The organism is Streptomyces sp. ISL-1 (genome assembly GCF_018614585.1).
Lineage (GTDB): Bacteria > Actinomycetota > Actinomycetes > Streptomycetales > Streptomycetaceae > Streptomyces > Streptomyces maoxianensis.
Window position 1 is genome coordinate 140,130 of sequence record NZ_JAGGOI010000038.1, and the last position, 16,763, is coordinate 156,892.

Annotated in this window: 17 protein-coding genes; 7 read left to right on the forward strand and 10 right to left on the reverse strand. The window is 69.3% G+C overall.

The annotated features are described in order from the left end of the window. Positions 1–35: 35 nt before the first annotated feature. The 4 genes from J7E87_RS27155 to J7E87_RS27170 all read right to left on the reverse strand — a co-directional run bounded on the left by J7E87_RS27155 (position 36) and on the right by J7E87_RS27170 (position 3,955). Complete coding sequence (locus J7E87_RS27155) at positions 36–1,199, reverse strand: hypothetical protein (RefSeq protein WP_215097168.1); 1,164 nt, start codon at positions 1,197–1,199, stop codon at positions 36–38. Further along, positions 1,181–1,909 carry an ABC transporter ATP-binding protein gene (locus J7E87_RS27160; protein ID WP_215097169.1) on the reverse strand — a complete coding sequence of 243 codons (729 nt, stop codon included), beginning with the start codon at positions 1,907–1,909 and terminating at the stop codon, positions 1,181–1,183. The genes J7E87_RS27155 and J7E87_RS27160 overlap by 19 nt, the downstream gene beginning before the upstream one ends. A gap of 190 nt (positions 1,910–2,099) precedes the next feature. Beyond that, positions 2,100–3,479 (reverse strand): aspartate aminotransferase family protein, encoded by a 1,380-nt coding sequence (locus J7E87_RS27165; protein ID WP_215097170.1) that lies wholly within the window; start codon positions 3,477–3,479, stop codon positions 2,100–2,102. After that, the gene (locus J7E87_RS27170) at positions 3,464–3,955 is read right to left on the reverse strand and encodes an Lrp/AsnC family transcriptional regulator (protein ID WP_215097171.1); all 492 of its coding nucleotides are present in this window, start codon (positions 3,953–3,955) and stop codon (positions 3,464–3,466) included. The genes J7E87_RS27165 and J7E87_RS27170 overlap by 16 nt, the downstream gene beginning before the upstream one ends. Before the next feature lie 180 nt (positions 3,956–4,135). Here J7E87_RS27170 and J7E87_RS27175 point away from each other — a divergent pair, with 180 nt between their 5' ends. After that, positions 4,136–5,575 carry a gamma-aminobutyraldehyde dehydrogenase gene (locus J7E87_RS27175; protein ID WP_215097205.1) on the forward strand — a complete coding sequence of 480 codons (1,440 nt, stop codon included), beginning with the start codon at positions 4,136–4,138 and terminating at the stop codon, positions 5,573–5,575. Positions 5,576–5,703: 128 nt separating this feature from the next. Here J7E87_RS27175 and J7E87_RS27180 read toward each other — a convergent pair whose 3' ends face one another. From J7E87_RS27180 to J7E87_RS27200, 5 genes are all read right to left on the reverse strand, one after another. Further along, positions 5,704–6,273: a TetR/AcrR family transcriptional regulator gene (locus J7E87_RS27180; protein ID WP_215097172.1), complete on the reverse strand. Its 570-nt coding sequence runs from the start codon at positions 6,271–6,273 to the stop codon at positions 5,704–5,706. Next, positions 6,270–6,632, reverse strand: coding sequence for a DUF1304 domain-containing protein (locus tag J7E87_RS27185; RefSeq protein WP_215097173.1), 363 nt, complete (start codon positions 6,630–6,632; stop codon positions 6,270–6,272). The genes J7E87_RS27180 and J7E87_RS27185 overlap by 4 nt, the downstream gene beginning before the upstream one ends. 199 nt (positions 6,633–6,831) lie before the next feature. After that, entirely contained in the window at positions 6,832–7,620 is a 789-nt protein-coding gene (locus tag J7E87_RS27190) for an SAM-dependent methyltransferase (RefSeq protein WP_215097174.1), read from the reverse strand. A gap of 46 nt (positions 7,621–7,666) precedes the next feature. Continuing rightward, entirely contained in the window at positions 7,667–8,371 is a 705-nt protein-coding gene (locus J7E87_RS27195; protein WP_215097175.1) for a glycerophosphodiester phosphodiesterase, read from the reverse strand. Positions 8,372–8,391: 20 nt separating this feature from the next. Next, positions 8,392–9,417 carry an adenosine deaminase gene (locus J7E87_RS27200; RefSeq protein ID WP_215097176.1) on the reverse strand — a complete coding sequence of 342 codons (1,026 nt, stop codon included), beginning with the start codon at positions 9,415–9,417 and terminating at the stop codon, positions 8,392–8,394. Between the two features lie 156 nt (positions 9,418–9,573). Here J7E87_RS27200 and J7E87_RS27205 point away from each other — a divergent pair, with 156 nt between their 5' ends. Further along, positions 9,574–10,278, forward strand: coding sequence for a DUF4190 domain-containing protein (locus tag J7E87_RS27205; RefSeq protein WP_215097177.1), 705 nt, complete (start codon positions 9,574–9,576; stop codon positions 10,276–10,278). Here J7E87_RS27205 and J7E87_RS27210 read toward each other — a convergent pair. Further along, positions 10,268–10,825, reverse strand: coding sequence for an NADAR family protein (locus tag J7E87_RS27210; RefSeq protein ID WP_215097178.1), 558 nt, complete (start codon positions 10,823–10,825; stop codon positions 10,268–10,270). The two genes, J7E87_RS27205 and J7E87_RS27210, sit on opposite strands and share 11 nt — an antisense overlap. Before the next feature lie 175 nt (positions 10,826–11,000). Here J7E87_RS27210 and J7E87_RS27215 point away from each other — a divergent pair, with 175 nt between their 5' ends. The 5 genes from J7E87_RS27215 to J7E87_RS27235 all read left to right on the forward strand — a co-directional run bounded on the left by J7E87_RS27215 (position 11,001) and on the right by J7E87_RS27235 (position 16,745). Then, positions 11,001–12,515 (forward strand): gamma-aminobutyraldehyde dehydrogenase, encoded by a 1,515-nt coding sequence (locus J7E87_RS27215; protein WP_215097179.1) that lies wholly within the window; start codon positions 11,001–11,003, stop codon positions 12,513–12,515. A gap of 72 nt (positions 12,516–12,587) precedes the next feature. Then, on the forward strand, positions 12,588–13,835 hold the full coding sequence (locus J7E87_RS27220; protein ID WP_215097180.1) for a spermidine/putrescine ABC transporter substrate-binding protein: 1,248 nt from the start codon (positions 12,588–12,590) through the stop codon (positions 13,833–13,835). A gap of 38 nt (positions 13,836–13,873) precedes the next feature. After that, positions 13,874–15,025 (forward strand): ABC transporter ATP-binding protein, encoded by a 1,152-nt coding sequence (locus J7E87_RS27225; protein ID WP_215097181.1) that lies wholly within the window; start codon positions 13,874–13,876, stop codon positions 15,023–15,025. After that, positions 15,022–15,948 (forward strand): ABC transporter permease, encoded by a 927-nt coding sequence (locus J7E87_RS27230; protein WP_215097182.1) that lies wholly within the window; start codon positions 15,022–15,024, stop codon positions 15,946–15,948. Before J7E87_RS27225 ends, J7E87_RS27230 begins: the two co-directional genes overlap by 4 nt. Then, positions 15,948–16,745: an ABC transporter permease gene (locus tag J7E87_RS27235; RefSeq protein ID WP_215097183.1), complete on the forward strand. Its 798-nt coding sequence runs from the start codon at positions 15,948–15,950 to the stop codon at positions 16,743–16,745. The genes J7E87_RS27230 and J7E87_RS27235 overlap by 1 nt, the downstream gene beginning before the upstream one ends. Positions 16,746–16,763 lie beyond the last annotated feature (18 nt).

Consider the following 16,763-nt stretch of genomic DNA (forward strand, 5'->3'; position numbering starts at 1 on the left):
GGGAGGTGTACCGCCGGCTGCCGCACACCACGCGCTCACGTTGCGAACGGGACCGCCGTCAGGGCTGTCACCCCCCACGTCAAGGCGGCGAAAACGGCCAGAAGTGCCGCCGCGCGCAGCACGGTTGCCTTGCGCAGGACCGTCGCGGGGACGCCGAGCCTGCGCAGGGAGTCCGTGGTCGTGGCGCGGGTCTGCCGGGCATCCAGGGCCGAGACCAGCAGCGTCGCCGTCGTGCATGTGACCACGAGCGCCGCGCCCAGGATCGTCAGGAGGCCGAAGGGCTGCTCGGCCCTGCCGCCGTAGAGCGCTTCGGCCGCGATCGCCGCCGAGGTGACCGCGCAGACCACGCCGAGCGGGCGGCCGATGCGGCTGGATTCCTCCATCAGGATGCGGCCCGCCAGCAGCCGGGTCGCGCCCGGGCGCAGCCACTGGAGGATGCGGCCGCTGAAGTGGGCGATGCCCGGGCCCGCCAGCGCCAGGCCCAGAGCGGTGAGGGTCCAGCCGACCAGGACGCCGGCCGGGTTGCCGTCGATCTCGCCGGGGATGGGGAGCGGTGAGCGGGCGCCGCCGCGGCCCGTGTACGTCTCGACAGCGAGGCCGACCGCCATCAGCGCGACGCCCCACGGCAGCTCGGTCGGCGCGGCGGACGGCGCGTCCGGCGGCGGAGGCACCCGGCGCGGGCGCAGGGCGAGCGCCGCCGCGACCGAGGCCAGCAGCGGCACCACCGCGAGGAGGGTCAGGGCGGCCGCCAGCGGCAGCGGCCGGCCCGCGGCCAGCAGCTCGGCCGCAGCCCCGTCGAACGGCAGCCGCGTCAGTTCGCCCCGTAGATGGAGATCGCCCCGTAGATGGAGGAAGACGAGCAGCGCGAGCGCGCTGCCGAGCGCGCCGGAGACGGCCGTGGAGACAGCGGCCAGCGCGGTGAGCCTCGCGGGCCCGAGGCCGACCGCCGAGAGGCCGGGCCTGGGCCGCGTACTTGGATCCGTACGCGCCACCGCCACCGCGAAGTGCACCGTCGCCGCGAGCGGGATCAGGCACCACAGCAGCCGGAGTCCGGAAGTGCCCGAGTCGGTGGGGTGGGACAGCGCGTACGTCAGCGTGCACAGCAGCAGGAAGCCCACGCCACCCGACGCCGCCACGACCATCAGCCGGCGCAGCAGGACAAGCGGGTGCGTACCGCGGGCTAGACGGAGAGCGAGCACTCGGCTCGGCCTTCCGCGTCGGCGGTCGCGAGCGAATTGACGCGCCGGCCGTCCACGAGCGATACCGAGCGGTCCGCGAGCGCCGCCACCTCCGGGTCGTGCGTGGCGAGCACGACGGTGATCCGGTGCGAGCGGGCCGCGGCGGTCAGCGTACGCAGAACCCCCGCCCGGTCCGCGCGGTGCAGTGTCGCCGTCGGCTCGTCGGCGAACAGCACTGACGGCGTGCTGACCAGCGCCCGTGCGGTGGCGACCCGCTGCCGCTGCGCCTGCAGCAGCGCGTGTGGCCGCTTCTTGGCGCACGCGCCGATGTCGAGCCGATCCAGCCACTCCATCGCCGTGGCCTTCGCGCCGCGGTGCGACCCGCCGCGCAGCAGCAGCGGCAGGGCCGCGTTCTCCCACGCCGTGAGCTCGGGGACCAGCGTCGGCTCGGGGTCGATCCACCCGAACCGGTGGCGCCGGAGCCGCTCGCGCAACACCGGCGTCAGTGTGTGCACGGGGGAGCTGTTGAACCACACCTCGCCCTTGTCGGCGACGAGTTGGCCGGACAGGCACCTCAGCAGCGTGGTCTTTCCGCTGCCGCGCGGGCCGTGCACAGCGAGGATCTCGCCCTCGCGCACACCCAGCGATACGCCCACGAGCGCGGGCGAGCCGCTGTGGGAGTGGTGCAGGGAACGAGCCCAGAGCACATCGTTGTCCGGCGGGGCCACCATGGCGTACACCTCGGTTCTGATCAGATTTCTCCTCCCCCGTACGGGGGAACGAAGTCAGGGCCGATCGGTCACTCGGCACGGTATGGATTCAGAACCGGTGTACGGGGAAGCACGCGGCCCGGGTGCACCCCTCCCACTCGGATGGCCGAATGAGATGGCGGGTGCCCCGGGCCGTATGCGACCGAAGGGGTCAGAGCTTCGCCCAGGCCTCCGTGAGGACCGTACGCAGAATCTGCTCGATCTCGTCGAACGTCGACTGGTCGGCGATCAGCGGCGGCGCCAGCTGTACGACCGGGTCACCGCGGTCGTCGGCACGGCAGTACAGACCGTTGTCGTACAGCGCCTTGGAGAGGAAGCCGTAGAGCACGCGCTCGGTCTCCTCGTCCGTGAAGGACTCCTTGGTGACCTTGTCCTTCACCAGCTCGATGCCGTAGAAGAAGCCGTTTCCGCGGACGTCGCCGACGATCGGCAGGTCGTGCAGCTTCTGCAGCGTGGACAGGAAGTTGCCCTCGTTGTCCAGGACGTGCTGGTTGAGGCCCTCGCGGTCGAAGATGTCGAGGTTGGCCAGGGCCACCGCGGCGGAGACCGGGTGGCCGCCGAAGGTGTAGCCGTGCAGGAAGGTGTTGTCACCCTTGTAGAACGGCTCTGCGAGGCGGTCGGAGATGATGCACGCGCCGATCGGGGAGTAGCCCGAGGTCATGCCCTTGGCGCAGGTGATCATGTCCGGTACGTAGCCGAACTTGTCGCAGGCGAACGTCGTGCCGAGCCGGCCGAAGGCACAGATGACCTCGTCCGACACGAGCAGCACGTCGTACTGGTCGCAGATCTCACGGACCCGCTGGAAGTATCCGGGCGGCGGCGGGAAGCAGCCACCGGCGTTCTGCACCGGCTCCAGGAAGACCGCCGCGACCGTGTCGGCGCCCTCGAAGAGGATCTGCTGCTCGATCTGGTCGGCGGCCCAGCGGCCGAAGGCCTCCGGGTCGTCGCCGTAGATCGGCGCGCGGTAGATGTTGGTGTTCGGCACCTTGCGCGCGCCGGGGACCAGCGGCTCGAAAGGGGCCTTGAGCGCGGGCAGGCCGGTGATGGACAGGGCGCCCTGCGGAGTGCCGTGGTAGGCCACCGCACGCGAGATGACCTTGTACTTGGTGTGCTTGCCCTGCAGCTTGAAGTACTGCTTCGCCAGCTTCCAGGCGGTCTCGACGGCCTCGCCGCCGCCGGTGGTGAAGAAGACCTTGTTGAGGTCGCCCGGGGCGTGGTGCGCGAGCCGCTCGGCGAGCTCGATGGCCTTCGGGTGGGCGTAGGACCATACCGGGAAGAAGGCGAGCTCCTGCGCCTGCTTGTACGCGGTCTCGGCGAGCTCTACGCGGCCGTGGCCGGCGTTGACCACGAAGAGGCCCGCCAGGCCGTCGAGGTAGCGCTTGCCCTTGTCGTCGAAGATGTAGGTGCCCTCACCACGCACGATGGTGGGGACGGGTGCGTTCTCGTACGACGACATGCGGGTGAAGTGCATCCACAGGTGGTCGTAGGCGGCTTTGGAGAGGTCCTTGCTCACGGCTATCGGGTTCCCCACATATAGGTCTGCTTCTTGAGCTTGAGGTAGACGAAGCTCTCGGTGGAACGCACGCCGGGGAGCGCGCGTATCCGCTTGTTGATCACTTCGAGCAAGTGGTCGTCGTCCTCGCAGACGATCTCCACCATGAGGTCGAACGAGCCCGCGGTCATCACCACGTACTCGCACTCGGCCATGGCTGTGAGCGCATCGGCCACCGGGTCGACGTCGCCCTCGACCTTGATGCCGACCATCGCCTGGCGTCGCAGGCCCACGGTGAGTGGGTCGGTGACGGCGACGATCTGCATCACGCCCTGGTCGAGCAGCTTCTGGACGCGCTGGCGGACGGCCGCTTCGGACAGGCCAACGGCCTTGCCGATGGCGGCGTACGGACGACGACCGTCCTCCTGGAGCTGTTCGATGATTGCGAGGGAGACGGCATCGACCGTCGAGGAGGATCCGCTGCCGTTCCTGGAGTCTGCGTTACGACTGGCCACGAGCTCACTCTGCCTTGCGACTCGTCTGTCCCGCAAGCCCTGAGTGATGAAATTCGTTGTTCTGAGGCCGCAATATCACTGAATCCGAAGTTGCGGAGGGTTGGGGCTGTCGAAAGCGTCACGTAGGAGATTAGGGTGGAGGTCTCACCCATCGGACATCTGACAGGAGGGGTGGCAACAGTGACCACCGAGCTGCGTCGTCTGCGCAACTACATCAACGGGGAATTCCGGGACGCCGCCGACGGCCGGACAATCGAGGTCGTCAACCCGGCCACCGGTGACGCGTACGCCACGTCGCCGCTCTCCGGGCAGGCCGACGTCGACGCGGCCATGGATGCTGCCGCGGCCGCCTTCCCCGGCTGGCGCGACACCACCCCGGCCGAGCGCCAGAAGGTCCTGCTGAAGATCGCGGACGCCTTCGAGGAGCGGGCCGAGGACCTGATCGCGGCCGAGTCGGAGAACACGGGCAAGCCGCTCGAGCTCACCCGCACCGAAGAGATCCCGCCGATGGTGGACCAGATCCGCTTCTTCGCGGGCGCGGCGCGGATGCTGGAGGGCCGGTCGGCCGGCGAGTACATGGAGGGCTTCACCTCCATCGTCCGGCGTGAGCCGGTCGGCGTCTGCGCGCAGGTCGCGCCGTGGAACTACCCGATGATGATGGCCGTCTGGAAGTTCGCGCCGGCGCTGGCGGCGGGCAACACCGTCGTCATCAAGCCGTCCGACACGACGCCCGCGTCGACGGTCCTGATCGCCGAGATCATCGGCTCGATCGTGCCGAAGGGCGTCTTCAACGTCCTGTGCGGTGACCGGGAGACCGGCCGCGCGATGGTCGAGCACCCGACGCCGGCGATGGCCTCCATCACCGGTTCCGTACGGGCGGGCATGCAGGTCGCCGAATCCGCGGCCAAGGACGTCAAGCGGGTCCACCTGGAGCTGGGCGGCAAGGCGCCGGTCGTCGTCTTCGAGGACACCGACATCCCCAAGGCCGTCGAGGACATCTCGGTGGCGGGCTACTTCAACGCGGGCCAGGACTGTACGGCCGCGACGCGGGTCCTCGTGCACGAGTCGATCCACGACGAGTTCGTGGCGGCGCTGGCGAAGGCGGCGAAGGACACGAAGACGGGCGCGCCGGACGATGAGGACGTGCTGTACGGCCCGCTGAACAACGCGAACCAGCTGGCGCAGGTATCGGGCTTCATCGACCGGCTGCCGGCGCACGCGAAGGTCGAGGCGGGCGGCCACCGGGTCGGCGACAAGGGCTACTTCTATGCGGCGACGGTCGTCTCCGGCCTGAAGCAGGACGACGAGATCGTCCAGAACGAGGTGTTCGGCCCGGTCATCACGGTCCAGTCGTTCGCGGACGAGGCGCAGGCGCTTGCCTGGGCGAACGGCGTGGAGTTCGCGCTGGCGTCGTCGGTGTGGACGAAGGACCACGGGCGGGCGATGCGGATGTCCAAGGCGCTGGACTTCGGGTGCGTGTGGATCAACACGCACATCCCGCTGGTGGCGGAGATGCCGCACGGCGGCTTCAAGAAGTCGGGGTACGGCAAGGACCTGTCGGCGTACGGGTTCGACGACTACACGCGGATCAAGCACGTCATGACGTCCCTGGACGCGTAGTCTCCCGGCGGCGGGGGTGGGGGATTTCCCCCACCCCCCCGCTTGCCGAAACCGGGGGCCGCGGCCCCGGACCCCTGGGCATGGCGGCTTCGCGGCGCGGCTCTGTCCGCGCGAACTGGCCGCCGGGCTCAGCTCGTCGGCGTGCGGTGGAGCGTTACCAGGAGTCGCCAGACCTGAGCGGCCATGTCGTCCGGCGTCGCGGTGATCGTGCCGTGAAGCCAGTCCGCCAGGACGCCCGCGAAAGCCGACGCCACCGCCGAGGCGATCAGGTCCGGCGCCGGTGCTCCCGCCAACTCCCGTTCCCTGCGGCTGCGTTCGCGCAGTTCGCGGTGGAGCAGATCGCCCAGCGGGCCGCTGCCACCCTCGCGCAACAGGGTGCGGTAGAGCGCGGCATGCGGAGCCAGGCCGGTGAAGAACGCCGTCAGGGCGGGCGGGGGAGTGGTCGGATCGGGGGCGCCGCGCCAGGCGTGGAGGGCCTCCACCGCGTCTCGTACGACCTCCGCGCAGGCGTCGACCGCCAGCCCCTGCAGGTCCGGGTAGTGCAGATAGAACGTGGCCCGGCCCAGGCCGGCCCTGCGTACCAGGGCGGCGACGCTCACCTCTTCCAGCGAGTGCTCCGCGCACTCCTCCAGCAGCGCCTCGCGCAGCCTGGCCCGGGTGCGCTCCGCGCGCGGGTCGCCGGTGGGTCCTGTGGTCATCCGGCCACCAGCACCGCTGCCAGCGCCAGGGCCCCCGGCAGCGCCTGGGCCACCAGGATGCGCCGGTTCGCGGTGAAGCCGCCGTACAGGCCCGCGATCACCACGCAGCTGAGGAAGAAGACCTGCACGCGGTATCCCGTCGGGTCCGCGGCGATCAGGCCCCAGATCAGCCCCGCCGCCAGAAATCCGTTGTACAGGCCCTGGTTCGCGGCGAGCGGGGCGGTCGCGCGGGCCATCTCCTCGTCGAAGCCGGAGAGGTCGCGGCCCGGCCTGCGCTGCCACAGGAACATCTCCAGAACCAGGAAGTACGCATGGAGCGCGGCCACCAGGCCGACCAGGACGTGTGCCGCTGTGTTCATCGCTGACCTCAAGTTCATGGACGGATGTCCAGTAACTATAGACACATGTCCATGACTGAGTGCGAGCGGGTGCGGGTGCGGGTTCTGGGGGCCGTTCACGGCATGGGCCGCGCACGACGCCGAGGAAGGTGGCCCAGGGCGATCGCGTCGGCCGCGGCGGCGCAATCCAGCCAGCGACGCGCCGCGGCTCGTGGCGGCGTTACGGCTTGCGGGCGACCGCGCCGAACTGGGCCACCAGTACCGGCTCGGCGCCGGTCGGCGGGTCGTGCCGCCAGTGTGCGCAGGACACGATGCCCGGCTCGAGCAGGTCGAGGCCCTCGCAGAACGAGGCGAACTCCGCGCGGCTGCGCGCCGTGATCGGCGGTGTCGCGTTCTCGTTCCAGAACGCCATCGCCTCGGCGTTGCCCTCGCCGCCCAGCTCCAGCGTCGGATGCGTGAGTACGAGATAGCTGCCGGACGGCACCGCCTCCATCAGCCGGCGCACGATCGAGCGCGCCTCGTCGGTGTCCATCACGAAGTTCAGGATGCCGAGCATCATCACCGCCACCGGCCGCGTCAGATCCAGCGCCGGCTCGACGGAGCGGACGATCGACTCCGGGTCGTGCGCGTCCGCGTCCAGATACTCGGTCGCGCCCTCGGGAGAGCTGGTGAGCAGGGCGCGGGCGTGGGCCAGCACTATCGGGTCGTTGTCGACGTACACGATCCGGGCGTCGGGCGCGATGCGCTGGGCGACTTCATGGGTGTTCTCGACTGTGGGCAGGCCGGTGCCGATGTCCAGGAACTGGCGTACGCCTGCCTCGCCCGCGAGGTGTGTCACCGCGCGGCCCAGGAACGCCCGGTCCGCGCGCGCCACTTCGCCGATGCTCGGGTACAGCCCGGTGACGTGGTCGCCCACCGCACGGTCGACCGGATAGTTGTCCTTGCCGCCCAGCCAGTGGTTCCAGACCCTGGCGTTGTGCGCTACGTCGGTGCGGATCCTGTCGCTCACGTGTCACTCCTCGGCCGGCTGCGTCGGAGCCATCATGCCGGACGGATCAAGTGGGCGCGGCGACAGGGGAGTTCGGCCGGACCACGGAGCGCAGTGTGTCCACGCGGTTGGTGGTGATCGCGTCGACGCCGTACTTCATCAGCCGGTGCATGGTGCGCCGGGTGTCCGCCGTCCAGGCCGAGACCAGCAGCCCGTCCCGGTGGATACGGTCCGTCAGGTCCTGACCGAGCAGCCCGAACCGGTAGTTGAGCCAGCGCGGCCGCACCGCTTCGAGCAGCGCGGGGCGCGGCGGCGCGAGCGTTGTCCAGGTCATCGCGATCTCGGCCGCGGGGTCGGCGGCCCGCACCGCGAGCATGGTGGCCGGGCCCGCGCAGTAGTACACCCGCTCGTCCGCGCCGCATTCGCGGACAGTGCCGACCACCTTGCGCACCGACTCCTCCGAGGCCCCGGGCAGATCGATCATCACGCGGTGCGTGCCGACCGCCGACAGCGCGTCGCGCAGCGTGGGCACCCGGCCCAGGGTCAACTCCTCGACCTCGGCCCGGGTGAGCTTCGCCAGCGGCCGGTCGGGACCCCACAGGCGTTTCAGCGAATCGTCGTGCAACAGCACCGGCACGCCGTCCCGGGTGAGGCGTACATCGATCTCCACCGCGTCCGCGCCCCGCTCGAGGGCAGAGCGGAGCGAGGGCAGGGTGTTCTCACGGAAGCGGTACGGATCGCCGCGATGGCCCACGACACTGACGGTGCCCATGGGCCCATTGTCGAGGGCGGTCAGCGGGCGGGCCACGTGGCGGTGTACGCGTCGATCTCCGCCACGATCCGCGCCTTGCCGGCCGGGTCGAGGAAGGACGCCTCCACGGCGTTCTTCGCCAGGTCGGCCAGTCCGCGCTCGTCCAGCTGAAGCAGCCTTGCCGCGACGGCGTATTCGTTGTTGAGGTCGCTGCCGAACATCGGCGGGTCGTCGCTGTTGATCGTCACCAGCACTCCGGCCGCGACCATCTCCTTCACCGGGTGCTCGTCGAGATCGCGGACGGCGCGGGTCGCGAGATTCGACGTAGGGCACACCTCCAGCGGAATGCGGTGCTCCGCGAGGTGGGCGAGCAGCGTCGGGTCCTGCGTCGCGCTGGTGCCGTGGCCGATGCGCTCGGCGCCCAGATCGTTCAGCGCGTCCCAGATCGTCTGCGGCCCGGTCGTCTCGCCGGCGTGCGGCACGGAGTGCAGGCCCGCCGCGATCGCGCGGTCGAAGTACGGCTTGAACTGCGGCCGTGGCACACCGATCTCCGGGCCGCCGAGCCCGAAGGAGACCAGGCCGTCGGGGCGCAGGTCCACCGCGAGCCGCGCGGTCTCCTCCGCGGCCTCGAGACCGGCCTCGCCGGGGATGTCGAAGCACCAGCGCAGTACGACGCCGAGCTCGGCCTCGGCAGCCTTGCGGGCGTCCTCGATCGCCGCCATGAAGGCGTTCTCGTCGATGCCGCGGCGGGTCGAGCTGAACGGCGTCACGGTCAGCTCGGCGTAGCGGATGTTCTGCCTGGCCATGTCGCGGGCCACCTCGAAGGTGAGCAGCCGTACGTCCTCCGGGGTGCGGATCAGGTCCACGACCGACAGATACACCTCGATGAAGTGCGCGAAGTCGGTGAAGGAGAAGTAGTCGGCGAGCGCCTCGGGGTCGGTGGGGACCTTGGAGTCGGGGTGGCGGGCGGCCAGCTCGGCGACGATGCGCGGGGAGGCGGAGCCGACATGGTGCACATGCAGCTCGGCCTTGGGAAGCCCCGCGATGAAGGGGTGCAGATCGGTCATCGGGGTCCTCCATGGGCATGGCGTGAGCGACAGGTGCGCGACGGGGTGTACGAGGGTGGGTCCGACCGGCTGTTCGGGTCAGGGATCATCGTAGGGGGGCCCGGTGAAGCGCGGACCGCAGCCCGTAGCATGACCGAACCACGATGGGGGAGAACCATGTCTGACAACCAGGCCCAGCCGCCGGGCGGGCCCGAGCCGCGCGACCGTGATCCCTGGGCTCCGCCGGAGAGCAGCGCGGCACAGGGCAGGGTGCCGCTGCACAAGCCCGCCGCCCCGACGCCGCCCGTGCACGATCAGCCGACGATGACCTCGATGCCCACCGGGCCCGTCGCCGACGCGGGTGCCGTGCCGCCTCCCCCGATAGCCCCGGGCGGACCGGCCCAGCCCGCCGCCGGACTGTACGGCTACCCCGCCGCCCCCAGCGCCCCGCAGCCCGGTCCCGGCGCCGGTCCGGGCCTGGGGGATCCCTACGGCGGCTACCCCGGATACCCGGGTTACCAGAATTACGGCCAGAGCGCCTGGCAGTCCGCTCCGGCGAACGGCATGGGCGTCACCGCGATGGTGCTCGGCATCCTTTCCGTCTGTCTGTTCTGTCTGTACGGGGTCGTCGGGATCGTCCTGGGTGTGCTCGCCCTGATCTTCGGCATCCTCGGCAGGAAGCGCGCCCAGCGTGGCGAGGCGACCAACGGCGGCATGGCTCTGGCCGGCATCATCCTCGGCTCCATCGGCATCGTCATCGGCCTCATCGTCGTCGGCCTGCTGGCCTGGGGGATCACCGAGGCGATGAACGAGGAGCGGGGCAAAGGCGACGTCTACGACGACTACTCCAACTCCCTCGTGATCGACGGCGTCAGCCGCTAGCCGGACCGGCCCGCAACTCCTCACGCGCCTCCATCAGGGCGAACCCCAGCAGATTGAGCCCGCGCCAGAGCGCGGGATTCTGCGCCCGCTCGTCGTCCGCGGCCAGCCCGATGCCCCACACCCGGTCAAGTGGGCTGGCCTCGACGAGCACCCGGTCCCCCGTGGCCAGCAGAAAATCGCGCAGCTCGGCATTCTGACCGAACTTGTGCACACTGCCCGCGCGCACAATCGCGGACCGCTCGCGCTCCCATATCGCTTCGTCGAAACCGCGCACGAGCCGCCCGGCCCGCTTGGCCGCCCCCGGACTGCCCGCCTCGAGCGCCTGCCGCTCGGCCTCCGCGTCCCCGAAGAGCCGGGCCTTGCCCGCCATCATCCAGTGCTCCGTCGTGGCGTAGCGAACGCCGTCGACCACGAAGGGTGACGGCCACCACTGGCTCAGACAGCTCGGCCCGATGGTGCCGTCCCGGCGCGGCGTATGCCCCCAAAAGAACAGATACTTGATTCGCCTGTCGGTGCTGACCTGCTCGATCAGCTCTTCCATCCCCATACACGCGAGTCTGGCATCCACCACTGACACTTCGTACGGGTATTGCCGGACCCACCCGACACATGGTCGACTGATTCCGTCGCGTAACCAAAAGGCAACAACGGAATCACTTGTTGGAGAGCCGGTGCTCTGCCAGGATCGGCACTCAATTCGATCTGGAACTACGGAGAGCGTCATGGGCAACCGCTTCCAGGTGCACGACCGCTATGCGGACGGCGCGCAATTCATCGGCGGGCGGCTTCGGCCCGGCACCTCAGGACGCAAGCAGAACATCGTGAACCCCGCCACCGGCGAGACGGTCCACAGCTATGAACTGGCAGGGGCCGCCGACGTCGACGCGGCCGTCGAGGCCGCCCGCGAGGCCTTCCCCGGCTGGGCGGGCGCCACCCCGGGGGAGCGCTCCGACGCCCTGCACAGCTTCGCGTCCGTCCTCGCGGACCAGGCCCCCGACCTCGCGTACGCGGAGTCCCTGCAGTGCGGCAAACCGATCAAGCTCACCACCGAGTTCGACGTCCCGGGCACCGTCGACAACACCGCCTACTTCGCCGGCGCGGCCCGCCATCTCCAGGGCCAGTCGGCCGGCGAGTACAGCGGCGACCACACCTCCTACGTGCGCCGGGAGCCGATCGGCGTCGTCGGTTCCATCGCACCCTGGAACTACCCGCTCCAGATGGCCGCCTGGAAGGTCCTGCCGGCGATCGCCGCGGGCAACACCATCGTGCTGAAGCCGGCCGAGATCACCCCGCTCACCTCGCTGATGTTCGCCGAGGCGGCGAAGGAGGCCGGGATCCCCGACGGCGTCGTCAACATCATCAACGGCGCGGGCAAGGACGCGGGCGAGCATCTGGTGGGCCACCCGCACGTGGCGATGACCTCCTTCACCGGCTCCACCCCGGTCGGCAAGCGCGTCGCCGAGATCGCCACCGCCACCGTCAAGCGCCTCCACCTCGAACTGGGCGGCAAGGCCCCCTTCGTGGTCTTCGACGACGCCGACCTTCAGGCCGCGGTCCACGGCGCGGTCGCGGGCTCGCTCATCAACTCGGGCCAGGACTGTACGGCCGCCACCCGCGCCTATGTCCAGCGCCCCTTGTACGACGCCTTCGTCAGCGGCGTCGCCGACCTGATGGCAACCGTCCGCCTCGGCGACCCCCTCGACCCCGCCACCGACCTCGGCCCGCTCGTCTCGCACCTTCAGCGCGACCGCGTCGCGGGCTTCGTCGACCGGGCTCGCGCGTACGCCACCGTCGTCACCGGCGGCGAAGCGCCGCAGGGAGTGCTGACGAGCGGCGCGTACTACCGTCCCACCCTCGTCGCCGGCGCCGCTCAGGACAGCGAGATCGTCCAGTCCGAGATCTTCGGCCCGGTCCTCGTCGTCCTGCCCTTCGACTCCGACGACGAAGGCATCGCGCTCGCCAACGACACCCCCTACGGCCTCGCCGCCTCCGCCTGGAGTCGCGACGTGTACCGCGCGAACCGAGCCACCCGCGAGATCAAGGCGGGGTGCGTCTGGATCAACGACCACATCCCGATCATCAGCGAGATGCCGCACGGCGGATACAAGGCGTCCGGCTTCGGAAAGGACATGTCGATGTACTCCTTCGAGGAGTACACGCAGGTCAAGCACGTGATGTACGACAACACGGCGGTGGTCAGGAAGGACTGGCACCGCACGATCTTCGGGGACCGATAGCTCAGCATCCGTTTGCGGCCACCGCCGCTCGGCCGCCCGACCAGCGGCCACCATCCCGAAAGGGCACAGCGCATGGAGCACAACGAGCCCGACCGCCTCTCCGCGGCCCAAATGGCCGCCGTGCGACGCAGCCTGGCGAACGGGCGGGGCGCACTCTCCCGTCGTTCACTGCTGCGCGCGTCGGGCGTCGGCGCGCTTGCGGCCGGCGGCGCCGGCATATTGAGCGGCTGCGGAATCCCGCCCGCGAAGCGGGAGGCCGGAGCAGCCGCCTCGAGCGACTACTCCGACCAGGAGAAGCTGATCAACTTCTCCAACTGGACCGAGTACATCGACATCAGCGAGGACGAGAAAAGCCATCCCACGCTGGTGGAGTTCAACAAGCGCACCGGGATCAAGGTCAAGTACACCGAGGACATCAACGACAACGTCGAGTTCTTCGGCAAGATCCAGCCGCAGCTCGCCGCGGGCCAGGACACCGGCCGCGACCTGATCAATGTGACCGACTGGCTGGCCGCCCGGATGATCCGGCTCGGCTGGGTGCAGAAGCTCGACGCGTCGCTGCTCCCGCACGCGTACGCCAACCTCTCGCCCCAGTTCCGCAGCCCGGACTGGGACCCGGGGCGCGCCTACTCCTACCCCTGGACCGGAATTCCGGCTGTCATCGCCTACAACATCAAGGCGACCCGCGGCCGCAAGGTCGACTCCGTCACCCAACTGCTGGACGACCCCACCCTCAAGGGCCGGGTCAGCTTCCTCACCGAGATGCGGGACACCGTCGGCCTCACCCTGCTCGACATGGGCAAGGACCCCGCCAAGGTCAACGACGCCGACTACGACGCCGCCATCAACCGGCTCCAGAAGGGGGTCGACAAGAAGCAGATCCGCCGCTTCACCGGTAACGACTACACCTCGGACCTCGACAAGGGCGACATCGCCGCTTGCGTCGCCTGGGCCGGTGACCTCATCCAGCTCCAGGTCGACAACCCGGACATCAGGTTCTCGATTCCGGCCGCCGGCTACATGACGGCCACGGACAACCTGCTGGTCCCGGCGCATGCCCGGCACCAGAAGAACGCCACCCGGCTGATCGACTACTACTACGAGCTGCCCGTCGCAGCCCAGCTCGCCGCGTACATCAACTATGTGACCCCGGTCGCCGGAGTCGCATCGGAGCTCGCGAAGATCGACCCGGAGCTGGCCAAGAACCCGCTGATCATCCCGGACGAGGCCATGGCAGCCAAGTCCCACTCCTTCCGCTCGCTCTCCTCCAAGGAAGAGACGGCGTACGAAGAGAAGTTCGCCAAGCTCATCGGCGCCTGACCTCCCCTGCTCCCTTCGACACACCGGGACCGCGACCCATGACTGAAAAGACAGAGGGCGGCGACGTCCGCCTCTCCGGGATCAGCAAGACCTACGGCTCCTTCACGGCCGTCCACCCGCTGGAACTGACCGTCCCGCAGGGCTCCTTCTTCGCCCTGCTCGGCGCCTCCGGCTGCGGAAAGACCACCACCCTGCGGATGATCGCCGGACTTGAGGACCCGACCACCGGGACCGTGTTCCTCGGCGACAAGGACGTCACCGGCCTGCCGCCGCACAAACGCCCCGTCAACACCGTCTTCCAGAGCTATGCGCTCTTCCCGCACCTCGACGTCTACGAGAACGTCGCGTTCGGGCTGCGCCGGCGAGGCGTCACATCGGTGAAGAAGCAGGTCGGCGAGATGCTCGACCTCGTGGAACTGGGCGACTTCGCCAACCGCAAGCCGCACCAGCTCTCCGGCGGCCAGCAGCAGCGCGTCGCCGTTGCCCGCGCACTCATCAACCACCCCCAGGTGCTGCTCCTCGACGAGCCGCTCGGCGCCCTCGACCTCAAGCTGCGCCGCCAGATGCAGCTGGAGCTCAAGCGCATCCAGACCGAGGTCGGCATCACCTTCGTGCATGTCACCCACGACCAGGAAGAGGCCATGACGATGGCCGACAGGGTCGCGGTGATGAACGGCGGCCGGGTCGAGCAGCTGGGCGCGCCCGCCGATCTCTACGAGAACCCGCAGACCACCTTCGTCGCCAACTTCCTGGGCACCTCCAACCTCATCGAGGCCGAGGTCGTGGAGAACAGCGGCGGCGACGTCGTCGTCACGGCCGCGGACGCCAAGCTGCGGCTGCCCGCCGAGCGTTGTGCCACCCAGCCGCGCACCGGCGGAAAGCTGCTGGTCGGCGTACGTCCGGAGAAGATCTCGCTGGCGCACGCGGATGACGCGGGCACGATCGCCGAGGGCCGCAACCGGTTCACCGGCAAGATCGCGGACTCCAGCTTCATCGGCGTGTCCACGCAGTACGTCATCGACAGCCCGGTGTGTCCGGAACTCGAGGTCTACGTACAGAACATCGAGCGTGACTCGCGGCTCGTCCCCGGGGCCGAGGTCGTCCTGCACTGGAACCCGGAGCACACCTTCGGACTCGACGCCGCTCAGGACATCGACGCCGGTGTGGAGACGGTGGAGGAGACCCCATGACCGTCACCGAGGCACCGCCCGCCCCGGGGCCGGTCGAACCGGTCGTCCACAAACAGTCCGTCCGGCGAAAGCTCGTCCCGTACTGGCTGCTGCTGCCCGGCATCCTGTGGCTGGTCGTCTTCTTCGCGCTGCCGATGGTCTACCAGGCGTCGACCTCCGTGCAGACGGGCTCCCTGGAAGAGGGCTTCTCGGTCACCTGGCACTTCCAGACGTACTGGGACGCGCTGACCGAGTACTACCCGCAGTTCCTGCGCTCGGTGCTGTACGCCGGCACGGCCACGATCCTGTGTCTGCTGCTCGGCTACCCGCTCGCGTATCTGATCGCGTTCAGGGCCGGCCGCTGGCGCAATCTCCTGCTGGTCGTGGTCATCGCGCCGTTCTTCACCAGCTTCCTGATCCGCACCCTCGCCTGGAAGACGATCCTCGCGGACGGCGGACCGGTGGTGGACGTGCTGGGCAGCGTCGGCTTCCTGGACGTCACCAGCTGGCTCGGGATGACCGAGGGGAACCGGCTGCTCGCCACCCCGCTCGCGGTGGTCTGCGGTCTCACGTACAACTTCCTGCCGTTCATGATCCTGCCGCTCTACACCTCGCTGGAGCGGATCGACCCGCGGCTCCACGAGGCGGCCGGCGACCTGTACGCGAAGCCGTCCACCATCTTCCGCAAGGTGACCTTCCCGCTGTCCATGCCGGGCGTCGTCTCCGGCACGCTGCTGACCTTCATCCCGGCCAGCGGCGACTACGTCAACGCCGAGCTGCTCGGCTCCACGGACACCAAAATGGTCGGCAACGTCATCCAGTCGCAGTTCCTGAGGGTCCTCGACTACCCGACCGCGGCGGCTCTGTCCTTCATTCTCATGGCGGTCGTGCTGATCATGGTCACTGTCTACATCCGCCGGGCCGGGACGGAGGATCTCGTCTGATGCGCTGGATACGGCACCACCTCGTGGTCCTCGCGGGCCTGATTACGCTCGCGTACCTGATCCTTCCGAACATCGTCGTGATGGTGTTCTCGTTCAACAAGCCGGCCGGCCGGTTCAACTACTCCTGGCAGGAGTTCTCGACCGACGCCTGGAAGGACCCGTGCGGCGTCGCCGACGTGTGCGGCTCACTCGTGCTGTCCCTTCAGATCGCCCTGTGGGCGACGATCGGCGCCACCGTGCTGGGCTCGATGATCGCCTTCGCGCTGGTCCGCTACCGCTTCCGGGCGCGTGGCGCGATCAACTCGCTGATCTTCCTGCCGATGGCGATGCCCGAGGTGGTCATGGCCGCCTCGCTGCTGACCCTCTTCCTCAACCTGGGCGCGGAGCTCGGCTTCTGGACCATTCTCATCGCGCACACGATGTTCTGCCTGAGCTTCGTGGTCGTGGCGGTCAAGGCACGTGTCCTGTCGATGGACCCCCGCCTTGAAGAGGCCGCGCGTGACCTCTACGCCGGTCCTGTGCAGACGTTCGTACGGGTCACGCTGCCGATCGCCGCTCCCGGCATCGCCGCCGGCGCGATGCTCGCGTTCGCGCTCTCGTTCGACGACTTCATCATCACCAACTTCAACTCGGGCAACACCGTCACCTTCCCCATGTTCGTGTGGGGCTCGGCCCAGCGCGGCACGCCCGTCCAGATCAACGTCATCGGCACGGCCATGTTCGTCATCGCCGTACTGATCGTGCTCTTCGCCCAGTTCATCAGCAACCGGCGGAAGAAGACCGCTCTACCCAAGTAGGCCCCGAAGGAGTGGAAA

Bases quoted from the DNA above. Each gene is read 5' to 3' on its own strand.
- J7E87_RS27235 (WP_215097183.1), top strand. From the start codon at position 15,948: ATGCGCTGGATACGGCACCACCTCGTGGTCCTCGCGGGCCTGATTACG.
- J7E87_RS27225 (WP_215097181.1), top strand. From the start codon at position 13,874: ATGACTGAAAAGACAGAGGGCGGCGACGTCCGCCTCTCCGGGATCAGC.
- J7E87_RS27160 (WP_215097169.1), bottom strand. From the start codon at position 1,909: ATGGTGGCCCCGCCGGACAACGATGTGCTCTGGGCTCGTTCCCTGCAC.
- J7E87_RS27185 (WP_215097173.1), bottom strand. From the start codon at position 6,632: ATGAACACAGCGGCACACGTCCTGGTCGGCCTGGTGGCCGCGCTCCAT.
- J7E87_RS27180 (WP_215097172.1), bottom strand. From the start codon at position 6,273: ATGACCACAGGACCCACCGGCGACCCGCGCGCGGAGCGCACCCGGGCC.
- J7E87_RS27205 (WP_215097177.1), top strand. From the start codon at position 9,574: ATGTCTGACAACCAGGCCCAGCCGCCGGGCGGGCCCGAGCCGCGCGAC.
- J7E87_RS27200 (WP_215097176.1), bottom strand. From the start codon at position 9,417: ATGACCGATCTGCACCCCTTCATCGCGGGGCTTCCCAAGGCCGAGCTG.
- J7E87_RS27195 (WP_215097175.1), bottom strand. From the start codon at position 8,371: ATGGGCACCGTCAGTGTCGTGGGCCATCGCGGCGATCCGTACCGCTTC.
- J7E87_RS27220 (WP_215097180.1), top strand. From the start codon at position 12,588: ATGGAGCACAACGAGCCCGACCGCCTCTCCGCGGCCCAAATGGCCGCC.
- J7E87_RS27215 (WP_215097179.1), top strand. From the start codon at position 11,001: ATGGGCAACCGCTTCCAGGTGCACGACCGCTATGCGGACGGCGCGCAA.
- J7E87_RS27210 (WP_215097178.1), bottom strand. From the start codon at position 10,825: ATGGGGATGGAAGAGCTGATCGAGCAGGTCAGCACCGACAGGCGAATC.
- J7E87_RS27230 (WP_215097182.1), top strand. From the start codon at position 15,022: ATGACCGTCACCGAGGCACCGCCCGCCCCGGGGCCGGTCGAACCGGTC.